Origin of the sequence: Solimonas fluminis (genome assembly GCF_002930645.1) — a bacterium.
Lineage (GTDB): Bacteria > Pseudomonadota > Gammaproteobacteria > Nevskiales > Nevskiaceae > Solimonas_A > Solimonas_A fluminis.
The window spans coordinates 267,078-293,666 of the sequence record NZ_PSNW01000001.1; the positions used below are offsets into that span (position 1 = coordinate 267,078).

Sequence of the window (26,589 nt, forward strand, 5' to 3'; positions counted from 1 at the left end):
ATGCCGACGAACCTGCGCCTCATCCTGTCCGCGGCCGTCGTGGCCGCCCTGCTGTCGCTGAGCTTCGGGGCTCCGGCTGCCCCGCCGGAGGGCAAGGGCAAGCCCGACAAGCACCAGGGCCATGGCAAGCATGAACGCAAGGACAAGTCCGCCGGCCACGGCGACGGTCCGCTGGTGAGCGTCAGCATCAGCAGCGGCGATGCCCGCCGCATCGCGACCCGCCACAACATCACCGGCTACGAAGGCCTGCCGCCGGGCATCCGCAAGAACCTGGCCCGCGGCAAGCCCCTGCCGCCGGGCCTGGCGAAGAAGGCCGTGCCTCCCGCCGTCCTGGCGGAGCTGCCGGCCTACGACGGCTATGAATGGCGGGTCTACGGCAGCGACCTGGTGCTGGTGAGCATCGCCACCGCCGTGATCGCCGACGTGCTGCTCGACGTCTTCAACTAGCGCCTGTCAACACTACCGCAATCGCTGCGGTAGCCTTAACAGGGCCTGGCACGCCCCCACTCCAGCGCGAGCCGGTAGCCCGGGTACTTCGGCTGGTCGATCGCCACCTGGTCGGCCACGCTCTGGCGCAGCAGCGGCTGCAAACCGGCCCGGTCCAGGGCCACGGCGCCGGAGCGCAGGCCCTCGCAGAGTTCACGCCGCAGCGGTTCCAGCGAGCCGCCGTGTCCGAGCAACTGCTCCAGCCCGCGCTGCTCGCGCGCCGCCCGCGCGCCGCCCAGGAGCTGTTCGCGCTGCACGATCTCCAGCGAATGGGCCGCCACCTTCGCCAGGAAGGACAGGCGGCCCTTCGTGTGGGATCCCACCTCCTCGCGCAGGAAACCCATCGCGCTGTCGAGCAGTTCGTCCGCGCGCGGCATCTCCAGCGAGGAGCAGGAGGACGCCGCCTCCAGCGGCAGCGCCGCACCGGGAATCAGCAGGTTGACGCAGTCGATCTGGCATTCCGAACTGCGCCGGCCGATGGCCACGCGTTCCGCGGACCGGTCCGGCCCCTGCCGATGGAACTGCGTCATGGTCAGCGCACCCACCGACCACCAGAACGCCCCGAAGACGATCCACCAATGCAGCCGCTCCGGCTCGGGGCGCTCGCCGGCGATATCGGCATAGCCTTCCAGCAGATCGTCGATGTGCCCGAAGCCGCCGACCGCCATGTCGTGCCGCCCGAAGCGCCAGGAGGGCGTGCACAGCCAGCCCAGATCGCGCAGCGGATCGCCGATCTGCGCCAGCTCCCAGTCCAGCACGCCGACAATGCCCTGCCCGGCGGCGATCATCAGGTTGCCGTTGCGGAAGTCGCCATGCACCAGCCGCGGCTCGACGGGTGGCGGCAGGTGCTGGAGCAGCCAGCGGGCCGTGTAGTCGATCATCGGCTGCGGCGTGCCGTAGCCGATGTAGGTCTCCCAGGTTTCGCGGACCAGTTGCTCCGGACTGCGCTCCGGCAGCAGGCCGCGCAGTCCGCCGGGGTCGATCGCGTGGATGCGCGCCAGTACCTCGCCGCACTGCCGCGCCAGCCCGGGTCGCACCTCCGCCAGCGCCTCGCTGCGCAGGACCTGGTGGCCCAGGGTCTCTCCCTCCAGCCATTCCATGACGAAGCCGGTGCCCAGCCCATCTCCGGGCTCCAGCATGCCGGCCACGCGCGGCTCCGGCACGCCTGCCGCATGGGCGATGGCCAGCAGCTTTGCCTCGGTTTCCAGCCCCACCGTGGTTTCCGCGGGCGATGCGACGCCGCCGGGCGCGCGGCGCAGCGCATAGCGCTTCGGGCCCTCCGCCGTGTCCACCGCCAGCCGCCAGGTTTCCTGGCTGGCTCCTCCGGACAGGCGCTCGCAGGACTGCAGCGCCCGGAAATCCGGCAGCAGCCGCGCCAGCGCGGCCGGCAGCCTCGCGGCGAGTTCGCTCATTGCTCGATCACTCCCTTGGGTGCGCGCTGCTTCATCAGGCCGAACATGTAGCCGGCGACGCGGCGCATCTGGATCTCCTCGGTGCCTTCGGTGATGCGGTAGCGGCGATGGTGGCGATAGATGTGCTCGAAGGGCTTGTGCCGCGAATAGCCCAGCCCGCCGTGCACCTGCATCGCACGGTCCGCCGCCTCGCAGCAGAGCCGGTTCGCCCAGTAGTTGCACATCGACACCTTGTCGGAGGCCGAGAAGCGGCCCTCGGTATCCATCAGCCAGGCGGTCTTGTGGATCAGCGCCCTCAGCATCTCGCACTGCGTCTGCAGCTCCACCAGCGGGAACTGGATCGCCTGGTTGGCCGCCAGCGGCTTGCCGAAGGGCCTGCGCTGCCGGGCGTACTCCACGGATTCGTCGATGCAGTACTGCGCCGCTCCCAGGCTGGAAGCCGCCTGGCGGATGCGGTTCTCGTTGAAGAAGTGCTGCACCACCGCCAGGCCCTGCCCCTCCCTGCCGAAGATGGCGGAATGCGGCACCACCACGTCCTTCAGCGACACGCGCGCATGGTCGGTCGGCATGTTGAAGGTCCAGAGGTATTCCTCCACGCGGAACCCTGCCGTCTCCACCGGCACCAGGAAGGCGGTGATGCCCAGGCCGTCGCCGGCCTTGCCCGAGGTGCGGGCGAAGATCAGGTCATGGCTGGCGTTGTGGATGCCGGTGTTCCAGGTCTTCTCGCCGCTGATGCGCCAGTGATCGCCCTCGCGCACCGCCACGGTTTCCATGTGCGTGGCATCGGAACCGTGCTCCGGCTCGGTGATGCCGAAGGCGAAGAAGGCCTCGTCGCGCAGCAGCGGTTCCAGGAATGCCGCCTTCTGCTCCTGGCTGCCGTATTCGTGCATCAGCAGCAGGCCCACGTGGTTGCTGACGATGGCATGCTCGTTCTGCAGGTCGCAGTGCAGGCCCAGGCCCTTGCGCGCGAGATGCTCGCGGATGATCGCCATGCCCAGGTTGGTACCGTCGCGCCCGCCCATGGCCCTGGGCAGCGGGTAGCGGTAGAAGCCGGCGGCATCGGCCATCCGGCGCACCTTCGCCAGCAACGCTTCCCAGGCAGGGTTCGGCAGGCCTCCGCGCTCCCAGTCGGTGCGGGCATCCTCGCGGCGATGATCGAAGAAGCGGATGTTGTCATCGGCCCGTTCCAGGGGCCTCAGCTCGCGCTCGATGAAGGCATCCATCTCCGCCAGGAAGGCGGCGACGTCGGCCGGTATGGCGAAATCCATGTTCTCCTCCGCATCTTTTTCTCAACTCTAGCGCGGAGTGCGGCGCCCCATATCGTTCGCCGCCGCCGGAACGGGGATTACCGGGCAGCGACGCCCCGGTCGCGCAGGGCGCCGTCGGCACAGTAGGCCACCATGTCGGCCAGGCCGTCGGCCAGCTCCTCGAACGTCATCGGCGGCGTCGGATCGGCCAGGTGGCGGATCACCGTGAAGGTCCCGCCGTGGATGTGGATGTAGCCCATCGTCGCCAGGTTGGGCACCTGCATGTACTGCGGGTGGCGCATGACGTACTGCATCAGCAGCTCGGTCAGCACCTTGCGCAGCGGGTCCAGCGGATTGCGCTGGGCCAGGTGCGGCGCATAGCGCACGCACATCAGGTAGCGGCCGTCGTTTTCCATCAGCAGCTCGCGCAGTTTCAGCAGCAGCGTGCGCACCGCCTCGCGGATCGAAAGCCGAACAAGCTCCGGAATCAGCGGCTGGATGGTTTTCACCGCATCCTGCACCAGGCGCTCGAAGATGGCGTCGTAGACCTGCTCGCGGTTCTCGAAATACTCGTAGAGCGAGCCCACGCCGATGCCCGCCACATCCGCGATCCTGCGGGTGGTGACACCCTTCGGGCCCTGCGTGGCCAGCACGATCATCGCCGCCTCCACGATGCTCGCCACCGTGGCCTTGGCCCTCTGCTGCTGGGGTTTGCGCGGCATGGAATCTTCCGAATTGAATCCGAACAAGTGTCGGGAATACCGTGTTCCCCGTCAATTCGCTCCATTGCAGCCAGCAGATTCCGGGAGACAGGATGCCCAGCAACAAGAGAAGTCGGCAGGCCAAGGCGGTGGTCACCGGGGCCGGCAGCGGCATCGGCCGCGCCTTTGCCCTGGAGATCGCCGCCCGCGGTGGCCAGGTGGTCTGCGCGGACATCCGCGCCGAGCTCGCGGAGGAAACGGTGCGCATGATCGGCCGCCTCGGCGGCGCCCATGCCCTGGCCTGCGACGTCAGCCGCCTGCAGGACGTGGAACGCCTGGCCGACGAGGCCGAGCGCCTGCTCGGCGCGCCGGTGGACCTTGTGGTCAACAACGCCGGCGTCGGCATCGGCGGCAAGCCGGTGGGCGAGATCGGCATCGAGGACTGGCAGTGGACCATGGGGGTCAACCTCTGGGGCGTGATCCACGGCTGCCATGTGTTCGCGCCGCGCCTGCGCCGCCTCGGCCACGGCGGCATCGTCAACGTCGCTTCCGCTGCCAGCTTCGCCGCCGCGCCGCTGATGGGTCCCTACAACGTCACCAAGGCCGGCGTGCTGGCCCTGTCCGAAACCCTGGCGGCCGAGCTGGCCGGCCGCGGCATCGCCGTGACCGCCCTCTGCCCCACCTTCGTCAGGACCAACATCGTGCGCGACGGCCGTATCGCCGACGGCTCCTCGCGCTTCGCCGCCAGGCTGATGCGCTGGACCGGCGTTTCCGCCGACGGCGTCGCGCGCAAGACCCTCAACGCCCTGGACCGCGGCGAGCTCTACGTGCTGCCGCAGCTCGATGCCCGCCTGGTCTGGCGCGGCAAGCGCCTGGCTCCCGTCACCTACCAGCGCGGTGCAGCCCTGCTCGGCCGCCTGATGAAGCAAGCCTGAGGAGAAGGACATGCAACTCGACCTCGAGAAGATGCGCGACAGGATCAAGGCCTCGCAGTGGGCGCTAGCCGACATCGACTGGGACGCACCCGGCCGCGAGCGGGTCACGGAGAACCCTGAACTGTACGCCAAGCTCAAGGCCTTCATGGCCGACCTGATGTGGATCGAGCACGTCGGCGCGCGCGGCTTCGCCGCCATGGCCAAGAAGGCGCCCAACGACACCCTGCGCGAGATCTACACCTACTTCCACGCCGAGGAACAGCGCCACGCCAACGCCGAGATGGCGCTGATGCAGCGCTGGGGCATGCTCGACGGCGAGGGCCTGCCGGAGCCGAACATCAACATCCGCCTGGTGGTGGAATGGCTCGACGCCTACGCCGACGAGATGCCCCTGTCCGTGCTCGGCTCGGTGATCCCCATGCTGGAGATCACGCTCGACGGTGCCCTCTGCAAGTTCCTGCTCGACACGGTGGACGATCCGGTCTGCCACGCCGCCTTCGACAAGATCAACGCCGACGAAGCCCGCCATCTGGGCGTGGACTTCCATGTACTGGAGATGCTGGGTCACGGCCCGATCTACCGGCAGACCCTGGACATGGCCGGCAGGCTGATCGACCCGCGACTGCTGATGGGCATCCTCGCCTACCTGCCCCTGCTCAACCGCATGCGCGACAACCTGGTGGAACTGGGGCTGAAGGAGAACAAGCTCTACGAGGCCATCGCCAAGTACAAGCGCGTCGGCGGCACGCCCGGCGGGCGGCGCAATCCCTGGTTCCAGCTGATCAGCCGCCAGGGCGCCTGGGTGATCGACCGCAAGAATGTCTTCTACCACGCCCCGGTCGACGCCCTGGTGCGCCTCACCGGCAAGATCCCGCCTCGCCTGCTGCCGCAGATCCCGAGCTGGGTCCACGAGCTGACCTGGAAGCCGACGGCCTGAGCTTCCCCCCGAAGAAAGATCCCATGACCACTTCCCCCCAGGCTCGCCGTAGCGCGCGCCCGCAGGACTCGGCTGTCCTGCACACCTACGAAACCCTGATCGTCGGTGCCGGCTTTGCCGGCCTCGGCAGCGCCATCCGCCTGCGCCGGGCCGGCATCCGCGACATCGTCATCCTGGAACGCGGCAATGCCGTCGGCGGCACCTGGCGCGACAACCAGTATCCCGGCGCCGCCTGCGACATTCCCTCCAACCTCTACTCCTACAGCTTCGCACCGAACCCGGAGTGGTCACGCGCCTATTCCGGCAGCCGCGAGATCCTCTCCTACATCGGGAGCCTGGTGCGGCAGTACGAGCTGGCGCCGCTGATCCGCTTCGGCCAGGAGGTGATCGAGCTGGCCTTCGACAAGGCCTCTCGCCGCTGGCTGGCCAAGACCGCCGCGGGGCAGACCTATGGCGCGCGCACCGTGGTGATGGCGCAGGGCCCGCTGTCCAACGCCCGCTTCCCCGACATGCCGGGTATCGGGTGCTTCGAGGGCCACAAGATCCACAGCGCGCGCTGGGACCACGGCTACGACTTCGCCGGCAAGCGCGTTGCCGTGATCGGAACCGGCGCCAGCGCCATCCAGATCATCCCGGAGATGGTGAAGCAGGCAGGCTTCGTCAAGGTGTTCCAGCGCACGCCCGGCTGGGTGCTGCCGCGGCCCGACTACGGCACCCCCGACTGGATGCGCGCGCTGTTCCGCCGCGCCCCCGCGGCGCAGTCCGCTCTGCGCCAGGTCCTGTACGGCGCGCACGAATCCATGGCCACCGGCCTGATCTGGCGTACACCCGCCAGCGGCCTGCTGGAGCAGGTGGCACGCCTGCACCTGCGCTCGCAGGTGCAGGACGACTGGATGCGCCGCCAGCTGACGCCGGACCATCGCATCGGCTGCAAGCGCGTGCTGGTCTCCAACGACTACTACCCGTCGCTGCAGCAGCCCAACGCCAAGCTCATCACCTGGCCCATCGCCACGTTGAGCCCGCGGGGAATCCGCACCGTGGAGGGCGTGGAGCACCAGGCAGACTGCATCGTCTTCGCCACCGGCTTCGACGTCAGCAAGACCGGCACGCCCTTCCCCGTCCACGGCCTGGGCGGTCGCCTGCTGTCGGAGGAATGGCAGCGCGGCGCCCAGGCCTACCGCAGTGTCAGCGTCGCCGGCTATCCCAACCTGTTCTTCACCTTCGGCCCCAACTCCGGCCCCGGGCACAACTCCGCCCTGGTCTACCTGGAGTCGCAGATCGACTACATCGTGCAGGGCGTGCGGCTGGTGATCGAGCGGGACCTCAAGTGGCTCGACGTGCACGAAGGCGCCCAGCAGCGCTACAACGCGGCGATCCAGCGGCGCCTGGCCGGCACCAACTGGAACTCCGGTTGCAAGAGCTGGTACCTGACCGGGGACGGCTTCAACGGCACCATGTACCCCGGCTTCGCCACCCAGTACCGGCTGCAGATGCGCCGCCTGCCGCAGCGCGACTACAGCCTGGTGCGCTGAAGGCCGGGGTTCAGGTGGAGGAGCGCGCTACTCGCGCTCCCCTTTCTTTTCCTTGCTGGCAAAGGGATAGGCACCACGCAGCTTCTGCGCCTCGCCCGCCTTCGGCGGGATCTTCAGCGACAGGACCATGGTGGTGCCCAGGATCGCGGCGGTACCCAGCAGCGACCAGGCCACCGGGATCTTGTAGATGTCGATCAGCAGCATCTTGCTGCCGATGAACACCAGCACGATCGCCAGGCCGTAGGGCAGCAGGTGGAAGCGCTCGTGCATGCCGGCCAGCAGGAAGTACATCGCGCGCAGGCCCAGGATCGCGAAGATGTTGGAGGTCAGCACGATGAAGGGATCGGTGGTGATCGCGAAGATCGCCGGGATCGAGTCCACCGCGAACACGATGTCCACGATGCCGATCAGCAGCACCACCACCAGCAGCGGAGTGGCGAGCTTCACGCCGTCCTTGTAGGTGAAGAAGCGCTCGCCGTCATAGTCCGGCGCGATCTTCATGCGGCGGCGCAGCCAGTTCAGCGCCGGGTTGTTGTCGAGGTCCGGCTCCTGGCCCGCGGCCCACCACATCTTGATGCCGGTGAACAGCAGGAAGGCGCCGAACACGTACAGGATCCAGTGGAACTGCGCGATCAGCCAGGCGCCCACCAGGATCAGCACGCCGCGCAGCACCAGGGCGCCGAGGATGCCCAGCATCAGCACCCGCTTCTGGAACTCGGGCGGCACCGCGAAGTAGGTGAACAGCATCAGGAAGACGAAGATGTTGTCCACCGCCAGCGCCTTCTCGATGAGGTAGCCGGTGATGAACTCCAGGGCCTTGTCGTTGGCCATGGCGCGGGCGGCGGCATCCGCGCCCATGCCGCCCAGGCCCCACCACAGCAGGCCCACGAACACGAAGCTGACCGCGACCCAGATCAGGGTCCAGATGCCGGCTTCCTTCATCGACACGCGATGCGCGCCCTGGCGGTTGAGGGCGAAGAAGTCGATCAGGAGCGCGAGGACGACGAAGGCCGCGAACAGCGACCACAACAGCGGACTACCAACGGAAACCATGGCGGCAAGACCCTTTTATGGACGGATTTCAGGTGTGAAACCTGTTCCGGTCTTGCCGAGACACGCCGAAGGCGTGGACCGCAGTGCCGGGAGAAACGAGGACTCCGTTTTCCGTGCTGACGACACTGCAGGAGCGGTTGAGGCTCCGGCTACTCCCCGTGAGAGGTAGGTAAATTACAGCAGTGCGCCGGCACCGGCGTCAACCGCCGGTGCCGCAACATGCTGTCCAGCCTGCTTTTTCAGCGCACGCGCGGGCAATTCCGGCTGATCGCGCCCAGCACGCGGGCCACGCCCAGCAGGCTGTCCGGCGCCACCGTCTTGCCGGTATTCAGCAGCGACACCGAGATGTCGCGGTCCGGATCGGCCCAGCAGATGATGTTGAGGAAGCCCAGGTGGCCGAAGGCGTGCGGGCAGTTGGCGCCGTAGAGTCCGAAGGGCTTCTCGCCCAGCACGAAGGCCGGCGAGAAGCGCACCGGCGCCAGCAGCGTGCGGTCGATCTGGATCGGGCCGGCGGGGCGCACGGCCTCGGCGATGGTCTCGGCGCGGAACACCCGCTTGCCTTCCCAGATGCCGCCGTCGAGCAGCATCTGGTAGAAGCGGCCGGCATCGTCGGCGGTGGCGTAGATGTTGGCGGCCGGCACCACGGACTCCATGAAGCGCGGATCGTTGGTCAGCACCGCCACCTCGTCGAAGTCCAGGTACAGCGCGCGCCGCGCGACGTAGGCCAGCGGCGCCGGCAGCGCCGGCCCGGTGAAGGCGTTCAGCGCCGCCCTGCCCTGGTCCTCCGGCGCCAGGCCGTAGCGCAGGTACCTGCAGCCCAGCGGCTCGGCAATCTCGGTGCGCAGCAGCTCCTGCAGGGAGCGCCCGCTGACGCGCTGCGCCACCGCGCCGGCGATGTAGCCTGCGGTGACCGCGTGGTAGGACTGCTGGCGGCCGTGCGCGGCATTGGGCTTGGACGCGCAGAGCAGCTTCACGATCATGTCGAAATCGTTGAGCAGCGTGGCATCGACGTTCTTCAGCGGCACGTCGGGAATGCCCGCACGGTGCGCCAGCAACTGCCGCAGCGTGGTGCGCTCCTTGCCGTTGTTGCCGTATTCCGGCAGGTAGTCGGCGACGCGGCCGTCGATGTCGAGCTTGCCCTGCTCCGCCAGCTTGTGGATCAGCATGGCGCTCACCGCCTTGGAGGCGGAGAACAGGCAGACCGGCGTCTGCGGCGTGAGCGGGATCTTCCCGCCCTGCTCGCCCGGCGCATTGCCGCGCGCATGGCCGATGGCGCGATCCAGGATCACGCGGCCGCCGCGGCGCACGGTGAGCGCCACGCCCGGGTGCAGGCCGCTGCGGTACATCGCCTCCACCGCCGACCAGATGCGCTCGGCGGCGTTGCGCTTGAGGCCCACGTCGGCCGGGTCCGTCTCGGCGGCCGGATCATAGGACGTGACGGTGGACAGGTCGCGCGGAACGGCGACGCGGTTGTGGCGAAGGAGCATGCGGATACCCGGAGCAGTGGAATGACGGCCCGGCGCTAGGCGTGGCGGCGGGCTTCTTGTGATGCCAGTCTGCACCAGCCATCCCGCCCCTCCAAGCCTTGACTTTGCGGCACTGGACCGGTCGCGCCGCGGCGCGTATCGTCGGCGGCAATCCCCCTTACCCTTCCCTGTCGTGAGCAAGAACAAGGACCCCGAGGAATCCCGCCCTGCCGCCGGTGCGAAACGCTTCCTGAAGATGGCCGGCATGACGGCCTCGCTGGCCGGCCGCTACGCGGGGCACGCCATCGCCAACGGTTTCCGCAATGCCGAGCAGCGCGAGCAGGCCCGCGAGCAGCTCAATGCCCGCGCCGGCGCACAGCTGGCGCAGACGCTGGGCGAACTCAAGGGCGCCGTGATGAAGCTCGGCCAGATCGCCTCGCAGGCCGCCGACTTCCTGCCCGCCGAGATCGCCGAGCCGCTGAAGACGCTGCAGAAGGAGGCGCCGCCGATGCCATTCGCGGTGATCCGCGAGCAGATCGAGCGCGAGCTGGGCAGGCCGCTGGCGGAACTGTTCCGGGAGCTCGATGCCGAGCCCTACGCCGCGGCCTCCATCGGCCAGGTGCACCGCGGCGTCCTGCACGATGGCCGCGAGGTGGTGGTCAAGGTGCAGTACCCCGGCGTGGCGGCCTCCTGCGACACCGACCTGCGCCAGCTCAAGTTCGCGCTGCGCAGTGCCCGCCTGGTCAAGGTCGGCAAGGAAGTGCTCGACGAACTCTTCGACGAGATCCGCGCGCGCCTGCACGAGGAATTGGACTACGAGCAGGAAGCCCGCAACATGGCCCTGTTCCGCGACTACTACGCGGACGATCCGCAGGTCGTGATCCCCTCCATCGTGGAATCCCTCAGCGGCCGGCAGGTGCTGACCATGGTGCTGGAACCGGGCGATCACCTGGAGACGGTCAACGCCGAATACGACCAGGAGCTGCGCAACCAGCTCGCCATCCGCCTGTTCCATTTCATGTGCCGCTCGCTGTTCGGCCTGCAGGCCGTGCACGCCGATCCCAACCCCGGCAACTTCGCCTACCGTCGGGACGGCAGCCTGGTGGTCTACGACTTCGGCTGCATCAAGCGCCTGGAGCCGGAGAGCATCGCCGCCTACCGCGACACGGTGAAGGCGGCGCTGGCCGAGAACTGGGCCGGCGTGGACATCGGCCTGATCCGCCTGGGCGCCCGCGTGCCGGGCTCCGCTCCGGTGGAAGGGGCGTTCTATGCCGAGTGGCGCCGCATCGTCATGCGCCCCTTCATCTCCGATGCCCCCTTCGACTTCGCCAGCTCGACCATGCACAAGGCCGCCGCCGCCAAGGGGCCGGAGGTGCTCAAGCGCATGGACCAGTTCCAGCCGGCGGTGAAGACCGCTTATCTGGACCGCATGGTCGGGGGCCATTACTGGACCCTGGTGCGCCTCAAGGCCCACGTCGCCCTGGCCCCCCTGCTACGGGGCTACCTGGCTGCCTGAGGGGTTCCCCCGATCCATTCATTCCAATTTGTCACGAATAAAGTTCCGATAGCCCGGCTTATCGTCGAATCAGGCAGGAATTAGGCTGATCCCAAGCTCGAAAGGGCGCCATCCATAGGGGATTTGCCATGAACTTCCGTATCGTCCTCCAGACCGCCAGCCTGGCCCTTGCCGCCAGCCTCGCCCTGCCCGCCGCCGCCGAGGGCAGCACCGACCCGGTCGAGGCCTTCGTCCAGGCCTTCAACCGCGCCGACCGCCCCAGCCTCACCGCCTACGTCCAGCAGAACTACAGTGCCCGGGCGCTGGAAGAGCGCAGCGTCGACGAGCGCGTGGACGAGCTGCTGGATGCCCACCAGCAGCTCGGTGCCATCGCCTTCCAGGAAGTCAGCGGCGTGGCCCGCGTCTCCATCATCAACGTGCGCAGCAGCCATCGGGCGCAGGACGCCGACGTGGTCCTGGTGCGCGACTCCGAGCAGCCCGGCTGGATCAGCGACATCTACATCCACCCGGTCGAGCCCGATCCGGTGCTGACGGCCGAAGCAGCCCGCTGACCTGATGGAGGGCTGAACTCCTTGCCTTGAAGCCCCTCTCCCGCCGGGAGAGGGGTTCAGGAACTGGCTACCAACGACGACATCCATGTCCCGACTCTTCCGCAGCCCCGCCGTCTTCCGCACCGTCATGAACCTGTGGCCGCCGTTCTGGGGCACGGGCATCTCCATCGCGGAGATGGCACCGGACTACAGCCGCCTGGTGGTGCGCATGAAACGGCGCTTCTACAACGCCAATGCCTTCGGCACGCATTTCGGCGGCAGCCTGTATGCCATGTGCGATCCCTTCTACGTGCTGATGCTGGTGCCCCGGCTGGGCCCGGACTACCTGGTCTGGGACAAGGCCGCGAGCATCGACTTCATCAAGCCGGGCCGCGGCACCGTCACCGCGGTGTTCGACTGGGACGCGGCGGAGATCGAGGAAATACGCGCCCGCACCGCCGGCGGCGAGAAGTACGAGCCGCAGCGCGTCGTCGAGATCCGCGACGAGCGCGGCGAGCTGGTCGCGCGGGTGCGCAAGACGATCTACGTGCGCCGCCGCCGGCCCGACCCGGCCCCCGCGACGCTGCAGATGGTCCCGGACTGAGCCAGCCTTCCGATCGGCCCAGGCAAAAAGGCCCCGGCATCCGCCGGGGCTTTTCTTGATTCGAGCAAGCCTCAGAACGCGTAGGAGAAGCTCAGCGAGGCGTTGTCGCGGTCGCGGTAGTTGTTGCGGTCGCCGGCACCGGTGTACCAGGTGTAGCCCATGCGCATGCCGAAGTCCTCGCCGAACTGGATGTCGTTGATCAGCTGGAACTCCTTGCGGTCCTCGACGAAGTTCTGGAAGGGCTGCGGCGCGGTGCCCTTGACGTCCCAGGCCAGGATCAGCGTCGGGCGGAACGACAGGCCGAAGATCACGTCGTTGAACTCGCCGCGGATCAGGCTGCGCAAGCCCCAGGCGAAATCGTCGGCGAAGCCCTTCTTCTGCTGCGTCGGGTTGAACACCAGGGTGGCGGGCGGCTCGCCGCCCGGCTGGCCGGTGCCGTCGGCGCCGCCGCTGGCATGGGTGGAGTTGAGATAGAAGGTCTCGAACTGCAGCTGGTTCTTCTTCGGCATGTCGACGATGTGGGTGAAACCCACCTCGTTGATGAAGATGATCTGGTCGGCGCCGAGGATGTCGGACACCGCGCGGATCGCCGTCACGCCGAACTGGCCGGCGCCGTAGCGTTCCCAGCCCTCCAGGTACTGCCCTGCCTGCACGCGGTCGATGCCGCGGTACTTGGTGACGAACGCCGGGAAGGCGTTGGCTGCCGAGGGGAAGGTGACGTCGGACAGTTCCATCAGGCCGCCCAGCACGCCGCCCAACTGGCCGATGAGCTGGCCCGGGTTGGCCAGCAGGTCCGGCAGGTTGCCGGCGCCCGCGCCCAGCAGGCCGATCAGGTCCAGGCTGCCCAGGGTCTGCAGGTCCACCAGCTGCGTGAAGGCGATCTGGTTGGCCGGCAGCGCCGGTTGCGCGGCCGCGTAGAACAGGTCCTGCACCGAGATCAGCACCGGCAGGTTGGGCCGGTAGGCGTACTCGCCGGCGATCGACCAGCTGCCGACGTTGGTGTTGAAGCTGAAGCCGTACATCTGGATGTCTTCGGGGTACTCCACCACCACCCGCACGGTATCCGCCGGCAGCGGCTCCAGGCCCTCGCCATAGATCGGGTTGGGCAGCGTGCCGTTGAAGCCGCGGCAGTCGACATAGGCGCCGATGACGCTGGTGGAGTCACGCGCGCAGGAGTCCTGCGCGGCGTACATCGAGGCGTACGGCAGGCGGCTGTGGTAGTTCAGGAAGAACAGCGACAGCTCGGTGCCGTTGTTGAGCCAGTCGGCGAAGTGGCTGAGCTTGACGCCGTACTGGCCGTCGTCGCGCGGCGAGCGCTCCCGCACCGGCACCGTCAGCGTGGAGCTGCTCAGCAGGCGCAGGTCGGCATTGTTGAACTGGAACTGCTGGTCCGGGTCCTCCGGGAACTGGCCCAGGGACACGTTGGCGGTCAGGCCGCGGCCGCCGATGAAGTCGGTGAAGGAGAAGAAGCTGCCCGCGGGATCGACCTCGGCCGGCTTCCACTGCAGCTGGTAGAACAGCTCGATGGAGACATCGTCGGTCAGGCTGGTGGACAGCACCACCGCCGGCACCGGCTTGAACACCTCGTTGATCTCCGAGCCCGGCGCGTGCAGGCTGCGGTAGCTCGGAGGATTGATCTCGCTGATGCTGTTCAGGGCCAGCAGCGTGGACTCGCCCCAGCGCACGATCTGGCTGCCGACCGTCAGCGCGCCCTCGCGGCTCTCACCCCAGCTGAAGTTGTACTGCAGGAAGGCCTCGTACAGCTCGGTGCCGAGCGCGTAGCGGTCCACCGCGTCGCCCGGGCGCTTGTCGTGCTCCGGCTGGTACAGGGTGTTGGGGTGATACTGGGTGAAGTCGGCATTGACCGGATCGTAGAAGCCCAGCGCGTGGACGCGGGCCAGCCAGTCGCCCTTGCGCAGCGTCAGGTCGGTATTGATCTTGGCCAGGGCGGCGACGATGTCCCCCTTGTCGTAGTTCAGGTTGCCGTCGTCGCCGTTGGCGCCGAAGAAGGCGCCCTTGGCATCGACCAGGCGCTGGTTCGGGCCCGGATCGCCGCTGAGCGAAAGGCAGTCGTCGGCCGCGCAGAGGTTCTGCTGCCCCGGGATGTTGGTCTTGCCGATCAGCTCGCTGCTGCGGTCCTGCATGCGGACCTGGGCGCCGATCGACAGCATGGTCTTCCATTGCATGTCGAAGCCGTAGAACTCGCCTTCGAGGGCGGACGCAGACAGCGATGTCAGAGCCAGCAAAGGCGCGGCCCAAAGCAGTTTCTTCACGTTTTCCTCCCGACGCGGAACAGCTTTTTTATGGGAACGGCAGGGCCGTCCTGCATGGACGCTACCATCGGTCAATGGCAGGTGTCACTGATTGGGACAACCGCCACCCCTGTCATTCAGGCAAACCCCTGTCCACAAGCCGCGGGCGGCCCTGGGTGGCGTCCGGCAGCCCGGCCTACAGGGCGTCCCGGTAGGCGCCCGGCGTGCTGTCCGTCCAGCGCCGGAAGGCCCGGTTGAAGGCGCTCTGCTGCGAGAAGCCCAGGAGGAAGGCGATATCCACCAGGGACAGCTGCGGGTCGCGCACATAGCCCAGGGCCAGGTCCCGGCGCATGTCGTCCAGCGCCGCCTTGAAATGGCTGTTGCGCTGCTGCAGGCGCCTCTGCAGGGTGCGACTGGAGATGTTCAGGGCCGCGGCCACGTCCTCCATCTCCGGCACGGCCTGGGGCAGCAGCCGGCCGATGGCCGCCCGCAGCTGCACCACGAAGGGATCCGCCTCCAGGCCCAACTCCCGGGCCTGGCGCTCGGCCCGGGCCTCCATCATCTGGCGCAGTTCCGGGTCGGCCTGCGGCAGGGGGCGGTCGAGCAGGCCGTTGTGGATCGACAGGCTGAAGCCCGGCGCATCGAAGCGCAGCGGGCAGCCGAAGACACGCCGGTACTCGTCCAGCCGCCCCGGCTCGGGATAGGGCAAGCTCATCTCCAGCGGCCTGAACTGCTGGCCGAAGATCCAGCGGGCAAAGCTCAGCATGGAAGCGGCCAGGCATTCCCCGGCCGGCCGGGTCAGCAGCCCCGGCAGCGGCGGCAGGGTCTCCCGCAGCAGCAGGCGGTCGCCGGTTTCCTCGTAGTCCACCTCCACCCCGCGCATCACCAGCTGGTTCCAGCGCTGGTGGGTGGCGATCACCTGCCGGCTGGTGTCGCAGCTCATCATGATGTAGCCCACCACGCCGTAGTGTGCCGGCCGCACCTGCTCGCCCGCATGCAGGCCCGCGAAGGGGTCGCCGGTCTGCTCGATGGCCCGCTCCAGGGCGGCATTGAAGCGCAGCCGCGACACCCGGCGGTCCGGGTCCGCGAGCATGGCCTCGGACACGTCCAGCGCCGCCAGCACCGGCCCCAGGGACTGGCCGCGCGACTGCAGCCAGTCGGTCAGCACCCGGCAGTAGGCCATGGTCAGCGTGGGCGTTTCCGGGGGGAGGATCACGGCGGCTTGGCGGTCTGCGGTCAATCGGTTGGCGTCGAGCGGTCAATTCTACGGAAAGCCGCCGCGGAACAATGCCGCCCATCGCCCGGAAACCATGAATTCACAAGAGGCCACAGCATGCAGCGCAAGCCACTCGACGCCGAGATGGAGCTCTTCAGGGACAACGCCCGGAAGTTCTTCCAGACCGAGATCCGCCCCCACTCCGAGCGCTGGCGCGAAGCCGGCATCGTCGACCGCGAGGCCTTCCTCAAGGCCGGCGAGGCGGGCTACCTCTGCATGTGGGCCGACGAGAAGTACGGCGGCCTGGGGCTGAAGGACTTCCGCTACGAGCAGATCCTGATCGAGGAAAACGTGCTGCACGGCGACCCCGGCTTCTTCATGACCGTGCACAGCCGCCTGATCGCACCCTACCTGGGGACCTTCGGCACCGAGGAACAGAAGCAGAAGTATTTCCCGGGCATCATCAGCGGCCAGACCATCCTGGCCGTGGCCATGACCGAGCCCGATGCCGGCTCCGACATCTCCGCCACCAAGACCCGCGCCGAGGACCAGGGCGACCACTGGCTGCTCAACGGCTCCAAGACCTACATCTCCAACGGCATCCTGGCGGACCTGGTGATCGTCGCCGCCAAGACCCATCCCGAGAACCCGCATGCCATGACCCTGTTCCTGGTCGAGCGCGGCATGGAGGGCTTCGAGCGCGGCCGCAACCTGAAGAAGATGGGCCTCAAGTCGCAGGACACCGCCGAGCTGTTCTTCCGCGACGTGAAGCTGCCCAAGGCCAACGTGCTGGGCCAGGTCAACAAGGGCTTCTACCACCTGATGCACGCCCTGGCCGAGGAACGCCTGCTCTCCGCCACCGGCAATGTCGTGGCGGCACGCGCCGCGGTGGACGTCACCCGCGAATTCGTGCGCAACCGCAAGGTCTTCGGCAAGCCGCTGTCCAAGATGCAGAACACCCGCTTCAAGCTGGCCGCCCTGGACACCGAGATCGAGGTCGCGCAAACCTTCATCGACCGCTGCATCGAGGTGCACAACGAGGGCAAGCTGAGCCCCGAGGACGCGGCCCGCGCCAAGCTCTTCGCCAGCGAGGTCTACGGCCGCGCCGTGGACGAGGGCGTGCAGCTGCATGGCGGCGCCGGCTACATGGACGAATACCCGATCTGCCGCATGTACCAGGACGAGCGCATCAACCGGATTTTCGCTGGCACCTCTGAGATCATGAAGGAAATCGTCGCCCGCTCGATCCTCGACTGAGCCCACCCCGAAGACCGTTCGTGCTGAGCCTGTCGAAGCATGAACGGCCTGCTCGCCGTACCATCGAAGGGTCCGCTCACCCTTCGACAGGCTCAGGGCGAGCGGACCACAACCCTTGTGAGGAAAACCAAGCATGCGCATGCCCGAATCCTGGAAAGGCCGCGTCCGCGTCCCCGCCATCGCCGCCCCGATGTTCCTGGTCTCCAACCCCCGGCTGGTTGCCGCCTGCTGCAAGGCCGGCGTGGTCGGCACCTTTCCCGCGCTGAACCAGCGCAGCACCGCCGGCTTCGTCGAATGGCTGGACGAGCTGAAGGCCACGCTGGGACCGCAGGACGCGCCCTACGGCGTCAACCTGGTCGTGCACAAGACCAATCCCCGCCTGCAGGCGGACCTGGCCGAGGTGGTCAAGCACCAGGTACCGCTGGTGATCACCTCCCTGGGCGCCGCCGCCGAGGTGGTGGAGGCCGTCCACAGCTACGGCGGCCTGGTGTTCCACGACGTCATCAGCCTGCGACACGCCGAGAAGGCGGCGCAGGCCGGCGTCGACGGCCTGATCCCCGTGGCGGCCGGTGCCGGCGGCCATGCGGGCACCATCAATCCCTTCGCCCTGGTGCCGGAGATCCGCTCCCTGTTCTCCGGCTACATCGCGCTGTCGGGCTGCATCGGCAGCGGTGCCGGCATCGCCGCGGCGCAGGCCCTGGGGGCCGACTTCGGCTACATCGGCACCCGCTTCATCGGCACGCAGGAGGCCAGCGCCCCGGAGGCCTACAAGCAGATGCTGCTCGAAGCCCGCGCCGCCGACATCGTCTATACCCCGCACATCAGCGGCGTGCCGGCCAACTTCCTGCGTCCCTCCATCGTCCGTGCGGGCCTGGACCCGGACCGCCTCAAGCCCAAGACCGAGGTGGACTTCGGCACCGAGCTGTCCGCCGGCAAGGCCTGGAAGGACATCTGGTCGGCCGGCCAGGGCACCGGCGCCATCACCGACCTGCCGCCGGCGGGCGAGCTCTGCGAGCGGATGGTGCAGGAGTACCGCGACACCTGCCGGCGCCTCGGCGGCTCCTGAATGGACGGCGACAGCCCGGCCCGCGCGGCGCCGCTGCAGACGCAGTGGCCCGCGCCGCTGACGCCGCGCGAATGGGACCGCCGTTTCCCCGGCATCCTCGACGGCCTGGCGCTGATCGCGGGCGGCGCCAACGTGATCCTGCAGCTTTCGTGCCTGCCGGTCGGCCGCGGCGTGCTGGAGAGCCGCGTCGAGAGCGGCAACATCTTCCGGCATCCGTTCAAGCGTTTCCGCACCACGGTGACCTACCTGGCGGTCGCCCTGCTCGGCAGCACCGCGGAAAAGCTGGCCTACCGCCAGGCCGTCAACCGGCAGCATGCGCAGGTTCACTCCACCGCCGAATCGCCGGTGGCCTACAGGGCCTTCGATCCGAACCTGCAGCTCTGGGTGGCCGCCTGCATCTACTGGGGTTTTGTCGACGCCCACGAAAAGCTGCAGGGCCCGATGACACGCGAGCAGGCCGAGGCGTTCTATCGACTGGCCGAGCCCATCGGCACCACGCTGCAGGTCCGCCCCGGCATGTGGCCGGCCGACCTCGACGCCTTCCGGCGCTACTGGGAAGAGGGCCTGAGGACGCTCGAAATGGACGAGCCGGTGCGCCGCTACCTGACCGACATCGCCGACCGCAGATTCCTGCCGCCGGCACTGGGCGGCGGACGGGGGCGCTTCATGACCACGGGCTTCCTGCCGCCGGCCTTGCGCGAGCTGATGCGCTTCCCCTGGGGACCGTCGCAGCAGCAGGGTTTCGAGCGGCGGCTGGCCGGGCTGGCGCGCCTCAACCGCCGCCTGCCCCGCTTCATCCGCCAGCTGCCGTTCACGCTGGCGATATGGGACCTGCGGCGGCGCATGCGCAAGGGACTGCCGCTGGTCTAGCGATCATTGCGGGCGCGACGCCGGCTGCCATTGCTTGAGCAGCTTGAATACCTGCCCCGCCTTGCCGCCCATCATCGCGGCCGTGGTCATCACACCGCCCAGCAGCGCGCCGCCGACGCCCGCGGTCACCACGTCCTGCCCGGTAAGGTAGAGCCCCTTCACCGGCGTCACCGGGTGCAGCCACTTCTGCTCGAAACGGCGCAGGTCATGGTCCAGGCCGTAGATTTCGCCGCGGTCGTACATGCCGAAGTACTCGGTCGACAGCGGCGTGGACAGTTCCACGTAGTCCAGCTTGCCGCGCAGCTGCGGCATCTGCCGGTACAGCCCTTCCAGCAGGCGCTCGGTGAACTGCGCCTTGAGCGCCTCGTAGTCGGCGCCGCGCTGGTTCCACGTCTCCTTGGCCCATTGCTCGAACCACTCGTAGCGTCCGAGGGTGATGACCTCGACCGTGCTCTTGCCCGGGTAGTTCTTGTCCCAGTCCGGGTCCTTGGCCGAGGGGAAGGAGATGTACAGCATCGGCAGCGTGCCCTGCGGGTCGGCCAGGAAGCGCTCGGTGTTGCCCTCGTGGTCCGCGTCCGGATAGACCCAGAGGTTGGTGCGCGGCAGGCCCAGCTCCTGCGCGCTGCCCCTGAAGCCGGCGTAAATGCACAGGTGGCCCGAGGATGGCTTCACCTCGCGCAGCTTCCGCGGATAGCCGTGGCGCGCGCGCTCGGCCTGGGGCAGCAGGCGCTCGAAGGTCAGGCGGGCGCCGGCGCTGCTGACCACCGACCTGGCGGCGATGCGGCTGCCGTCCTCCATCTCCACGCCGCCGACACGCCCGTCCTCGACGAGGATCTGCTTGACCCGCGCATAGGTGAAGACCTCGCCGCCGCCGGCGCGGATCACGGGAATGATGGTGTCGGCGATCTTCCAGGAGCCGCCCACCGGATAGTTGCCGCCGGCAAAGTAATGCTTGGTGACCGCGGCGTGCATGATGAAGGCCGCGTCGCGAGGCGGCAGGCCGTAGTCGCCCCACTGGCCGGTCAGCACCGCGATCAGATCCTGGTTCTGCGTCAGGCCTTCCAGCACCTCGCGCGTGCTCATGAAGCACTCGCGCGGCACGCGCAGCGGACGGACCTTCTCGTAGAGCCGCGCCAGCCGCGGCGGCATCGCCTGCCCGGCGAAGTAGGCCTGCATGCTGCGGCTGACCTTGGCCACCAGGGCGAAGTAGCGGTCGATGGCCTCTTCCTCCGCCGGGAAATGGCGCTTCAGCTCCGCCATCAGGTTCTCGCGGCCGGCGATGAAGTCGTAGTGCTTGTCGCCGATGATGATGCGGTCATAGACCGCGTCCATCGGCGCCCACTCGAGCTTGCCGTCGGAGATCACGTCGAAGATGCGGCGCAGGGGCGCATGCGGCTTGTGCACCTCGCCGATGTAGTGCACGCCCACGTCCCACTCGTAGCCCTCGCGCTCGTAGGAGTGCGTGAAGCCGCCGGCGGTGTAGTGCTGCTCCAGCACGCAGACCTTGCGTCCCAGCCGGGTCAGCAGCGCGGCACAGCAGAGCCCGCCGATGCCCGAGCCGATCACGATGACGTCGTACTGCGCCGCGGCGCGCCCCGGACGGTAGCGCTTGCCTGTTCTTTTCATGCCGTTCCCCTCTGCTGCCGCCTTATAGCCTGCCCCCGCCCGCCCCGCCATGGCGTCCCTGACAGTCCGAAACCGAACTGACATCCGGCGGTAACCGGATCGTCATCCGGCCGCCCTAGGTTTCCGGGTTCTTCCTGCACTCAAGAAAATGGGGATTACCGAATGAAGCGCTTTGCACTGACGCTGCTCGCGTCCACGCTGGCCCTGGGCCTGGCGGCCTGCGAGGGCGACGATGGCAAGAACGGCAGCAACGGCAGCAACGGCACGCCGGGCCTGGGCGACGTGCTGCTCAACCTGTCGAAGATCGGCAACTATGCCTCCGGCCGGTTCGCCGAGGGCGCCGCCGAGATCGTGGCCTTCGACCCGGGCTCCAAGCGCCTGTTCGTGGTCAACGCCGCCGATGTCAGCATCGACGTGCTCGACCTGGCCAACCCGGCCGCTCCGGCCAAGCTCAGCACCATCCAGATCAGCGGCGGCAGCAGCGCCAACAGCGTCGCCGTCTCCAACGGCGTGGTGGCGGTCGCCATCCAGGCGCCGGTCAAGACCGACAACGGCAAGGTCGAGTTCTACAACGCCGCGACCCTGGCGAAGATCTCCGAGGTCACGGTCGGCGCCCTGCCCGACATGCTGACCTTCACCCCGGACGGCAAGGCCGTCCTGGTGGCCAACGAGGGCGAGCCCAACGCCGGCTACACCATCGACCCGGTCGGCTCGGTCAGCGTCATTGATGTCGCCACCATTGCCACACCCACGGTCCAGACCATCGACTTCTCGGCCTTCAACAGTGATGCCGAAAAGGCCAAGCTGGTCGCCGACGGCGTGCGCATCTATGGCCCCGGCGCCAGCGTGGCCCAGGACCTGGAACCCGAGTACATCGCCGTCGCCCCGGATGGCAAGACCGCCTGGGTGACGCTGCAGGAGGCCAATGCCCAGGCCGTCCTGAACATCGGCAACCTGGCGGCGCCGACGATCACGCGCATCAAGTCCTTCGGCCGCAAGGATCATTCGCTGATCGGCAACGAGCTGGATGCCAACGACCGCGACGGTCCGGGCAACGGTCCGCGCATCGACATCCGCAACTGGCCGATCAAGGGGCTCTACCAGCCGGACGCCATCGCCGCCTACGCCTACAACGGCAAGACCTACTACGTCACCGCCAACGAAGGCGACGACCGCAACGATTTCATCCCCGGCGAGGAAACCAAGCGCCTCAGCGCCAACTCGATCGTCCTCGATCCGGCGATCTTCCCTGACGCCGCCACCCTCAAGACCTCGTCGGTGCTGGGCCGCCTGACGATCACGCCCTTCGGCGCCAAGACCAACCAGGCCGGCGAACTGCAGGAAATCCTGGTGCTCGGCGGCCGCTCGTTCAGCATCTGGAACGAAGACGGCCAGCAGGTCTACGACAGCGGCTCGGAGTTCGAGCGCATCGTGGCCCAGCGCAGCCCGCTGTTCTTCAACGCCAGCAACGACAACAACAACCAGGACGACCGCAGCGACAACAAGGGCCCCGAACCCGAGGGCGTCGTGCTGGGCAAGATCTCCGGCCGCAGCTTCGCCTTCATCGGCCTGGAACGCATCGGCGGCGTGATGGTCTACGACATCAGCAATCCGCAGAACGCCCGCTTCGTGCAGTACATCAACCCGCGCGACTTCACGGCACAGGTCAGCAGTGCCGCCGCCGGCGACCTCGGCCCCGAGGGCCTCGCCTTCATCCCGGCCGCCAACAGCCCCAACGGCAAACCCCTGCTGGCCGTGGGCAACGAGGTCAGCGGCACCACCGCGATCTACCAGATCGACGTGATCGAGTTGAAGAACAACTGAGATCCACCGCGCTTCAGCGAAAAGCCCCGCCTCGGCGGGGCTTTTCGCTGCCGGGGCTCACCAGGGCGTCGGCTGCGGAATGCGGTCGGGAAACCCCGCCTGGTGCCAGTACGGATAGATGGGCGGCCGGCGGCTCGCCGCATCCAGCTTCGCCACCTGGTCCGCGCTCAGCTTCCAGCCCACCGCGCCGAGGTTCTGCTTGAGCTGCTCTTCGTTGCGCGCGCCGATGACGAGATTGCAGACCGTGGGGCGCTGCAGCAGCCAGTTGAGCGCCACCTGCGGCACGCTCCTGCCGGTCTCGCGCGCGACCTCGTCGATGGCATCGATCACCCGGTACAGGTGCTCGTCATCCACCAGCGGCCCGCCCTCGGCGCCGCCCTGCGCGATGCGGCCTGCGGTCGCGGCCTGGCCGCGGCGGATCTTGCCGGTGAGGCGGCCCCAGCCCAGCGGACTCCAGATCATGCTGCCCAGGCCCTGTTCCAGCGCCAGCGGCATCAGCTCCCACTCGTACTCGCGGCCGATCAGCGAGTAGTAGCCCTGGTAGGCCACGTAGCGGCCCAGGCCATGGCGCTCCGAGGTGGCCAATGCCTTCATCACCTGCCAGCCGGAGAAGTTGGAACAGCCGATGTAGCGGATCTTGCCGGCTCGCACCAGGTCGTCCAGCGTGCCCAGCACTTCCTCGGCGGGCGTCAGCGCGTCGTAGATGTGCATGAAGTAGAGATCGATGTGATCGGTCCCGAGGCGCTTGAGGCTGGCCTCGCAGGCCCGCACGAGGTTGTGGCGCGAGGCACCGCGGTCGTTGGGACCCGGCCCCGTCGGGATCGATGCCTTCGTGGAAACCAGCAGCTCGTTGCGACGGCCGCGGATGGCCTGGCCCAGGATTTCCTCCGAGGCGCCGGCGGAGTAGACGTTGGCGGTGTCGAAGAAATTGAGGCCGGCATCGAGGCAGACATCCACCAGGCGCGTCGCCTCCTTCACGTCGGTGCTGCCCCACTTGCTGAACATCTCGCCCTTGCCGCCGAACGTGCCGGTGCCGAGGCTGAGGACGGGAACCTGGAGGCCGGAACGGCCGAGCTGCCTGTATTCCATCGGGAACTCCTGTCGGGGGATTTTTCTTCGGTCTGTGACTTTACCTCGCCACGGCGACGGGCATATGTTCGCGCACCCCCACCGCCAAGGAACGCAGATGGACCTGGATGAATACGGACTCAAGCCCCTGGACTTCAGCGGCGAGCGCATCGCCCCGGCCAACGGCGGCTTCACGCGCCGCGGCTTCCTGGTCACCACGCTCGCCAGCGGCTTCGCCCTGGCCAGCAGCCCGGTGCTGGCGCAAGCCATCAAGACCGATGCCAAGGGACTGGTGGCCGGCGCCGTGGAGATCGACGTGCCCGACGGCCGGATTCCCGCCTACCGCGCGCGCCCGGCAAAGAAGGGCCACTACCCGGTCGTGCTGGTGATCCAGGAGATCTTCGGCGTGCACGAGCACATCCAGGACGTCTGCCGCCGCCTGGCCAAGCTCGGCTACTGCGCGGTGGCGCCGGAGATGTTCGCGCGCCAGGGCGATGTCTCCAAGATGACCGACATCGGCCAGATCCTGCAGCAGGTGGTCTCCAAGGTGCCGGACGAGCAGGTGATGAGCGATCTCGACGCCACCGTCGCCTGGGCCGGCAAGGCCGAGGGCGCCGACACCGCGCGCGTCGGCATCGTCGGCTTCTGCTGGGGCGGCCGCACCACCTGGCTCTACGCCGCGCACAACCCGAAGGTGAAGGCCGGCGTCGCCTACTACGGCCTGCTCAGCGGCATGAAGTCCGACATCAAGCCGCAGGACCCGCTGGACATCGGCAGCACGCTGAAGGTGCCGGTGCTGGGCCTCTACGCGGCCGGTGACGCCTACATCCCGCTGCCGCAGGTGGACCAGATGCAGAAGCAACTGGTGCAGTCCGGCAGCGGCTCCAAGATCCTGGTCTTCCCCGGCGTGGACCATGGCTTCCACGCCGACTACCGCCCGACCTACGACGCTACCGCCGCAAGCTATGCCTGGAAGCTGACGCGCGACTGGTTCAGGGAGCACGGCGCCTGAGCACCCGGGACGACGCCGGCCAGCGCCGCGCCTGGCTCGCCGGGCTGGCGCTGGCCATCGCCGGCGCGGTGTTCTTCTCCGCCAAGGCGGTCATCGCCAAGCTGCTCTACCGCGAGGGCATCGACGCGGTGACGCTGATCGCCCTGCGCATGCTGCTGTCGTTGCCGGTGTTCCTGGCGGTGGCGGCGTGGACCTGGCGGCGGCAGCCGCGGCTCGGCGCCCGCGACCTGGGCCGCATCGCCCTGCTCGGACTGCTCGGCTACTACCTGTCGAGCATGCTCGACTTCCTGGGCCTGCAGTACGTCAGCGCCGGCCTGGAGCGTCTGATCCTGTTCCTGACGCCGAGCTTCGTGCTGCTGATCGGCCTGTTCGCTCTGGGGCGCGGCGTCAGCCGGCGGCAATGGCTGTCGCTGGGCTTCGCCTATGCCGGCATCGTTCTGGTGTTCTGGCACGACGTGAACCTGGGCGGACCGCGCGTGGCCCTGGGCAGCGCCCTGGTGGCGGGCGCGGCGATCTCCTATGCGATCTACCTGCTGCTGTCCGGCGAGCTGATCGCCCGCGTCGGCTCGCTGCGCCTGGTGGCCCTGGCGATGACCGTCTCCACCGCGGCCTGCCTGCTGCAGTACGCCCTGCTGCGGCCCCTGCCGGGCTTGTTCGCGCAGACCCTGCCGGTGTGGCGCCTGTCGCTGCTCAACGCCAGCCTCTGCACCGTGCTGCCGGTGTTCCTGACCATGATCAGCGTCGGCCGCATCGGTGCCGGCCCCTCGGCCCAGGCCGGCATGATCGGCCCGGTCTCGACCCTGTTCCTGGCCTGGTGGCTGCTGGGCGAGCCGGTCACCCCGCTGCAGCTGGCCGGCACCGGCCTGGTCATGGCCGGCATGCTGCTCCTGTCGCTGCGCCAGGCGGGCCGGTAGGCCCGTCACTACGCCATGCGGACGAATGCTGCATCGCAGCATTGAGGCAGAATCGCGGCTCATCATTCAGCGGCGGCGGATTCATCGATGGCGAAGTGGACGACGAAGGACATCCCGGCCCTGGCCGGCAAGCGCGCGGTGGTCACCGGCGCCAACAGCGGCCTGGGCCTCGAAACGGCGGCGGAGCTGGCGCGGGCCGGCGCCGACGTGGTGATGGCCTGCCGCGATCCCGGCCGCGCCAGCGCCGCCGTGGCCGAGGTGCAGCGCCGCGCCCCCGGCAGCCGGGTGGAAGCCCTGGCCCTGGACCTGGCGGACCTTTCCTCCATCCGCGCCTTCGCCGACGGCTACAAGGCCCGCTACGCCTCGCTGGACCTGCTGTGCAACAACGCCGGCGTGATGCACCTGCCCTTCCAGAAGACCCGCGACGGCTTCGAGATGCAGATCGGCACCAACCACTTCGGCCACTTCGCGCTGACCGGCCGGCTGCTGGAATCCCTGCAGGCCGCGCCGCAGGGCCGCATCGTCACCGTGGCCAGCGTCGCCCACCGCGCCACCAGGGGCCTGGACCTGGACGACCTGAACTGGGAACGCCGTCCCTACAGCCCGGCCGACGCCTACGGCAAGAGCAAGCTGGCGAACCTGATGTTCCATTTCGAGCTGCAGCGCCGCCTGGAGAAGTCCGGCAGCCCGCTGCTTGCCGTCGCGGCCCACCCGGGTTATTCGGCCACCAACATCGGCTTCGGCCTCAAGGACAAGACGCCGCTGCTGAAGCGCTGGGCCATGAACATCGGCAACAGCCTGTTCGCCCAGTCCGCCGCCCAGGGCGCGCTGCCGACGCTGTTCGCCGCCACGGTGGCGGACATCGCCAGCGGCGACTACATCGGCCCGGACGGCTTCATCGAGTTCATCGGATATCCCAGGCGCGTGGGCTGCCGCCCCGAGGCGCGCGACCCGGCGCTGGGCGCCCGCCTATGGCAGATCTCCGAAGAGCTGACGGGCTTGCACTACCTCTGATTCCGTGACGCAGTAGGCTTGCCTGGCGGCAGCACCCGCGCTCCAATCGGC

23 protein-coding genes are annotated in these 26,589 nt (G+C 68.3%); 14 read left to right on the top strand and 9 right to left on the bottom strand.

Annotated features, from left to right (window positions below; genetic code table 11):
• Positions 1 to 447: an anti-virulence regulator CigR family protein gene (locus C3942_RS01330; RefSeq protein WP_104228530.1), complete on the top strand. Its 447-nt coding sequence runs from the start codon at positions 1 to 3 to the stop codon at positions 445 to 447.
• Between the two features lie 35 nt (positions 448 to 482).
• Here C3942_RS01330 and C3942_RS01335 read toward each other — a convergent pair whose 3' ends face one another.
• From C3942_RS01335 to C3942_RS01345, 3 genes are all read right to left on the bottom strand, one after another.
• On the bottom strand, positions 483 to 1,898 hold the full coding sequence (locus C3942_RS01335) for a phosphotransferase family protein (protein WP_104228531.1): 1,416 nt from the start codon (positions 1,896 to 1,898) through the stop codon (positions 483 to 485).
• Positions 1,895 to 3,166 carry an acyl-CoA dehydrogenase family protein gene (locus C3942_RS01340; RefSeq protein ID WP_104228532.1) on the bottom strand — a complete coding sequence of 424 codons (1,272 nt, stop codon included), beginning with the start codon at positions 3,164 to 3,166 and terminating at the stop codon, positions 1,895 to 1,897. The genes C3942_RS01335 and C3942_RS01340 overlap by 4 nt, the downstream gene beginning before the upstream one ends.
• 77 nt (positions 3,167 to 3,243) lie before the next feature.
• Complete coding sequence (locus tag C3942_RS01345; protein ID WP_104228987.1) at positions 3,244 to 3,867, bottom strand: TetR/AcrR family transcriptional regulator; 624 nt, start codon at positions 3,865 to 3,867, stop codon at positions 3,244 to 3,246.
• A gap of 92 nt (positions 3,868 to 3,959) precedes the next feature.
• Here C3942_RS01345 and C3942_RS01350 point away from each other — a divergent pair, with 92 nt between their 5' ends.
• From C3942_RS01350 to C3942_RS01360, 3 genes are read left to right on the top strand one after another with little or no spacing between them, the layout of a single operon-like run.
• Positions 3,960 to 4,781, top strand: a complete 822-nt coding sequence (locus tag C3942_RS01350) for an SDR family NAD(P)-dependent oxidoreductase (RefSeq protein ID WP_104228533.1) — start codon at positions 3,960 to 3,962, stop codon at positions 4,779 to 4,781.
• Positions 4,782 to 4,791: 10 nt separating this feature from the next.
• Positions 4,792 to 5,718, top strand: a complete 927-nt coding sequence (locus C3942_RS01355; RefSeq protein ID WP_104228534.1) for a reductase — start codon at positions 4,792 to 4,794, stop codon at positions 5,716 to 5,718.
• 23 nt (positions 5,719 to 5,741) lie between these two features.
• The gene (locus C3942_RS01360; RefSeq protein WP_104228535.1) at positions 5,742 to 7,250 is read left to right on the top strand and encodes a flavin-containing monooxygenase; all 1,509 of its coding nucleotides are present in this window, start codon (positions 5,742 to 5,744) and stop codon (positions 7,248 to 7,250) included.
• A 27-nt stretch (positions 7,251 to 7,277) separates the two neighbouring features.
• Here C3942_RS01360 and C3942_RS01365 read toward each other — a convergent pair whose 3' ends face one another.
• On the bottom strand, positions 7,278 to 8,303 hold the full coding sequence (locus C3942_RS01365) for a TerC family protein (RefSeq protein WP_104228536.1): 1,026 nt from the start codon (positions 8,301 to 8,303) through the stop codon (positions 7,278 to 7,280).
• A gap of 239 nt (positions 8,304 to 8,542) precedes the next feature.
• The gene (locus tag C3942_RS01370; RefSeq protein ID WP_165797271.1) at positions 8,543 to 9,790 is read right to left on the bottom strand and encodes a serine hydrolase domain-containing protein; all 1,248 of its coding nucleotides are present in this window, start codon (positions 9,788 to 9,790) and stop codon (positions 8,543 to 8,545) included.
• Between the two features lie 172 nt (positions 9,791 to 9,962).
• Between C3942_RS01370 and C3942_RS01375 the strand changes: the two genes are divergently transcribed.
• The 3 genes from C3942_RS01375 to C3942_RS01385 all read left to right on the top strand — a co-directional run bounded on the left by C3942_RS01375 (position 9,963) and on the right by C3942_RS01385 (position 12,419).
• Positions 9,963 to 11,285, top strand: a complete 1,323-nt coding sequence (locus C3942_RS01375) for an ABC1 kinase family protein (RefSeq protein ID WP_243393487.1) — start codon at positions 9,963 to 9,965, stop codon at positions 11,283 to 11,285.
• Positions 11,286 to 11,413: 128 nt separating this feature from the next.
• Positions 11,414 to 11,836: a hypothetical protein gene (locus C3942_RS01380; protein ID WP_104228538.1), complete on the top strand. Its 423-nt coding sequence runs from the start codon at positions 11,414 to 11,416 to the stop codon at positions 11,834 to 11,836.
• Positions 11,837 to 11,921: 85 nt separating this feature from the next.
• Positions 11,922 to 12,419 (top strand): DUF4442 domain-containing protein, encoded by a 498-nt coding sequence (locus tag C3942_RS01385; RefSeq protein ID WP_104228539.1) that lies wholly within the window; start codon positions 11,922 to 11,924, stop codon positions 12,417 to 12,419.
• Between the two features lie 71 nt (positions 12,420 to 12,490).
• Here the strand turns inward: C3942_RS01385 and C3942_RS01390 are convergent, their stop codons facing one another.
• Together C3942_RS01390 and C3942_RS01395 are read right to left on the bottom strand one after the other, a co-directional pair.
• The gene (locus C3942_RS01390) at positions 12,491 to 14,692 is read right to left on the bottom strand and encodes a DUF1302 domain-containing protein (protein ID WP_133164208.1); all 2,202 of its coding nucleotides are present in this window, start codon (positions 14,690 to 14,692) and stop codon (positions 12,491 to 12,493) included.
• Positions 14,693 to 14,867: 175 nt separating this feature from the next.
• Positions 14,868 to 15,887, bottom strand: a complete 1,020-nt coding sequence (locus C3942_RS01395) for an AraC family transcriptional regulator (protein WP_133164209.1) — start codon at positions 15,885 to 15,887, stop codon at positions 14,868 to 14,870.
• A 117-nt stretch (positions 15,888 to 16,004) separates the two neighbouring features.
• Here C3942_RS01395 and C3942_RS01400 point away from each other — a divergent pair, with 117 nt between their 5' ends.
• From C3942_RS01400 to C3942_RS01410, 3 genes are all read left to right on the top strand, one after another.
• Complete coding sequence (locus tag C3942_RS01400; RefSeq protein ID WP_104228542.1) at positions 16,005 to 17,144, top strand: acyl-CoA dehydrogenase family protein; 1,140 nt, start codon at positions 16,005 to 16,007, stop codon at positions 17,142 to 17,144.
• A 133-nt stretch (positions 17,145 to 17,277) separates the two neighbouring features.
• Positions 17,278 to 18,210 (top strand): NAD(P)H-dependent flavin oxidoreductase, encoded by a 933-nt coding sequence (locus tag C3942_RS01405; RefSeq protein ID WP_104228543.1) that lies wholly within the window; start codon positions 17,278 to 17,280, stop codon positions 18,208 to 18,210.
• The gene (locus tag C3942_RS01410; RefSeq protein WP_104228544.1) at positions 18,211 to 19,080 is read left to right on the top strand and encodes an oxygenase MpaB family protein; all 870 of its coding nucleotides are present in this window, start codon (positions 18,211 to 18,213) and stop codon (positions 19,078 to 19,080) included. It abuts the gene before it with no gap.
• A 3-nt stretch (positions 19,081 to 19,083) separates the two neighbouring features.
• Here C3942_RS01410 and C3942_RS01415 read toward each other — a convergent pair whose 3' ends face one another.
• Positions 19,084 to 20,706, bottom strand: a complete 1,623-nt coding sequence (locus C3942_RS01415) for a phytoene desaturase family protein (RefSeq protein WP_104228545.1) — start codon at positions 20,704 to 20,706, stop codon at positions 19,084 to 19,086.
• 162 nt (positions 20,707 to 20,868) lie between these two features.
• Between C3942_RS01415 and C3942_RS01420 the strand changes: the two genes are divergently transcribed.
• Complete coding sequence (locus tag C3942_RS01420) at positions 20,869 to 22,530, top strand: choice-of-anchor I family protein (protein WP_104228546.1); 1,662 nt, start codon at positions 20,869 to 20,871, stop codon at positions 22,528 to 22,530.
• Positions 22,531 to 22,587: 57 nt separating this feature from the next.
• On the opposite strand, the gene C3942_RS01425 is transcribed toward C3942_RS01420, so the two are convergent.
• Positions 22,588 to 23,619, bottom strand: coding sequence for an aldo/keto reductase (locus C3942_RS01425; protein WP_104228547.1), 1,032 nt, complete (start codon positions 23,617 to 23,619; stop codon positions 22,588 to 22,590).
• Positions 23,620 to 23,716: 97 nt separating this feature from the next.
• On the opposite strand from C3942_RS01425, the gene C3942_RS01430 reads away from it, so the two are divergent.
• The 3 genes from C3942_RS01430 to C3942_RS01440 all read left to right on the top strand — a co-directional run bounded on the left by C3942_RS01430 (position 23,717) and on the right by C3942_RS01440 (position 26,538).
• Positions 23,717 to 24,610 (top strand): dienelactone hydrolase family protein, encoded by an 894-nt coding sequence (locus tag C3942_RS01430; RefSeq protein WP_104228548.1) that lies wholly within the window; start codon positions 23,717 to 23,719, stop codon positions 24,608 to 24,610.
• Complete coding sequence (locus C3942_RS01435) at positions 24,607 to 25,524, top strand: DMT family transporter (RefSeq protein ID WP_104228549.1); 918 nt, start codon at positions 24,607 to 24,609, stop codon at positions 25,522 to 25,524. The genes C3942_RS01430 and C3942_RS01435 overlap by 4 nt, the downstream gene beginning before the upstream one ends.
• Positions 25,525 to 25,611: 87 nt before the next feature.
• Positions 25,612 to 26,538: an oxidoreductase gene (locus C3942_RS01440; protein WP_104228550.1), complete on the top strand. Its 927-nt coding sequence runs from the start codon at positions 25,612 to 25,614 to the stop codon at positions 26,536 to 26,538.
• Positions 26,539 to 26,589: the final 51 nt, after the last annotated feature.

Coding starts and splice junctions, on each gene's coding strand:
- C3942_RS01330 (WP_104228530.1), top strand. CDS start 1: ATGCCGACGAACCTGCGCCTCATCCTGTCCGCGGCCGTCGTGGCCGCC.
- C3942_RS01335 (WP_104228531.1), bottom strand. CDS start 1,898: ATGAGCGAACTCGCCGCGAGGCTGCCGGCCGCGCTGGCGCGGCTGCTG.
- C3942_RS01340 (WP_104228532.1), bottom strand. CDS start 3,166: ATGGATTTCGCCATACCGGCCGACGTCGCCGCCTTCCTGGCGGAGATG.
- C3942_RS01345 (WP_104228987.1), bottom strand. CDS start 3,867: ATGCCGCGCAAACCCCAGCAGCAGAGGGCCAAGGCCACGGTGGCGAGC.
- C3942_RS01350 (WP_104228533.1), top strand. CDS start 3,960: ATGCCCAGCAACAAGAGAAGTCGGCAGGCCAAGGCGGTGGTCACCGGG.
- C3942_RS01355 (WP_104228534.1), top strand. CDS start 4,792: ATGCAACTCGACCTCGAGAAGATGCGCGACAGGATCAAGGCCTCGCAG.
- C3942_RS01360 (WP_104228535.1), top strand. CDS start 5,742: ATGACCACTTCCCCCCAGGCTCGCCGTAGCGCGCGCCCGCAGGACTCG.
- C3942_RS01365 (WP_104228536.1), bottom strand. CDS start 8,303: ATGGTTTCCGTTGGTAGTCCGCTGTTGTGGTCGCTGTTCGCGGCCTTC.
- C3942_RS01370 (WP_165797271.1), bottom strand. CDS start 9,790: ATGCTCCTTCGCCACAACCGCGTCGCCGTTCCGCGCGACCTGTCCACC.
- C3942_RS01380 (WP_104228538.1), top strand. CDS start 11,414: ATGAACTTCCGTATCGTCCTCCAGACCGCCAGCCTGGCCCTTGCCGCC.
- C3942_RS01385 (WP_104228539.1), top strand. CDS start 11,922: ATGTCCCGACTCTTCCGCAGCCCCGCCGTCTTCCGCACCGTCATGAAC.
- C3942_RS01400 (WP_104228542.1), top strand. CDS start 16,005: ATGCAGCGCAAGCCACTCGACGCCGAGATGGAGCTCTTCAGGGACAAC.
- C3942_RS01405 (WP_104228543.1), top strand. CDS start 17,278: ATGCGCATGCCCGAATCCTGGAAAGGCCGCGTCCGCGTCCCCGCCATC.
- C3942_RS01410 (WP_104228544.1), top strand. CDS start 18,211: ATGGACGGCGACAGCCCGGCCCGCGCGGCGCCGCTGCAGACGCAGTGG.
- C3942_RS01415 (WP_104228545.1), bottom strand. CDS start 20,706: ATGAAAAGAACAGGCAAGCGCTACCGTCCGGGGCGCGCCGCGGCGCAG.
- C3942_RS01420 (WP_104228546.1), top strand. CDS start 20,869: ATGAAGCGCTTTGCACTGACGCTGCTCGCGTCCACGCTGGCCCTGGGC.
- C3942_RS01425 (WP_104228547.1), bottom strand. CDS start 23,619: ATGGAATACAGGCAGCTCGGCCGTTCCGGCCTCCAGGTTCCCGTCCTC.
- C3942_RS01430 (WP_104228548.1), top strand. CDS start 23,717: ATGGACCTGGATGAATACGGACTCAAGCCCCTGGACTTCAGCGGCGAG.
- C3942_RS01440 (WP_104228550.1), top strand. CDS start 25,612: ATGGCGAAGTGGACGACGAAGGACATCCCGGCCCTGGCCGGCAAGCGC.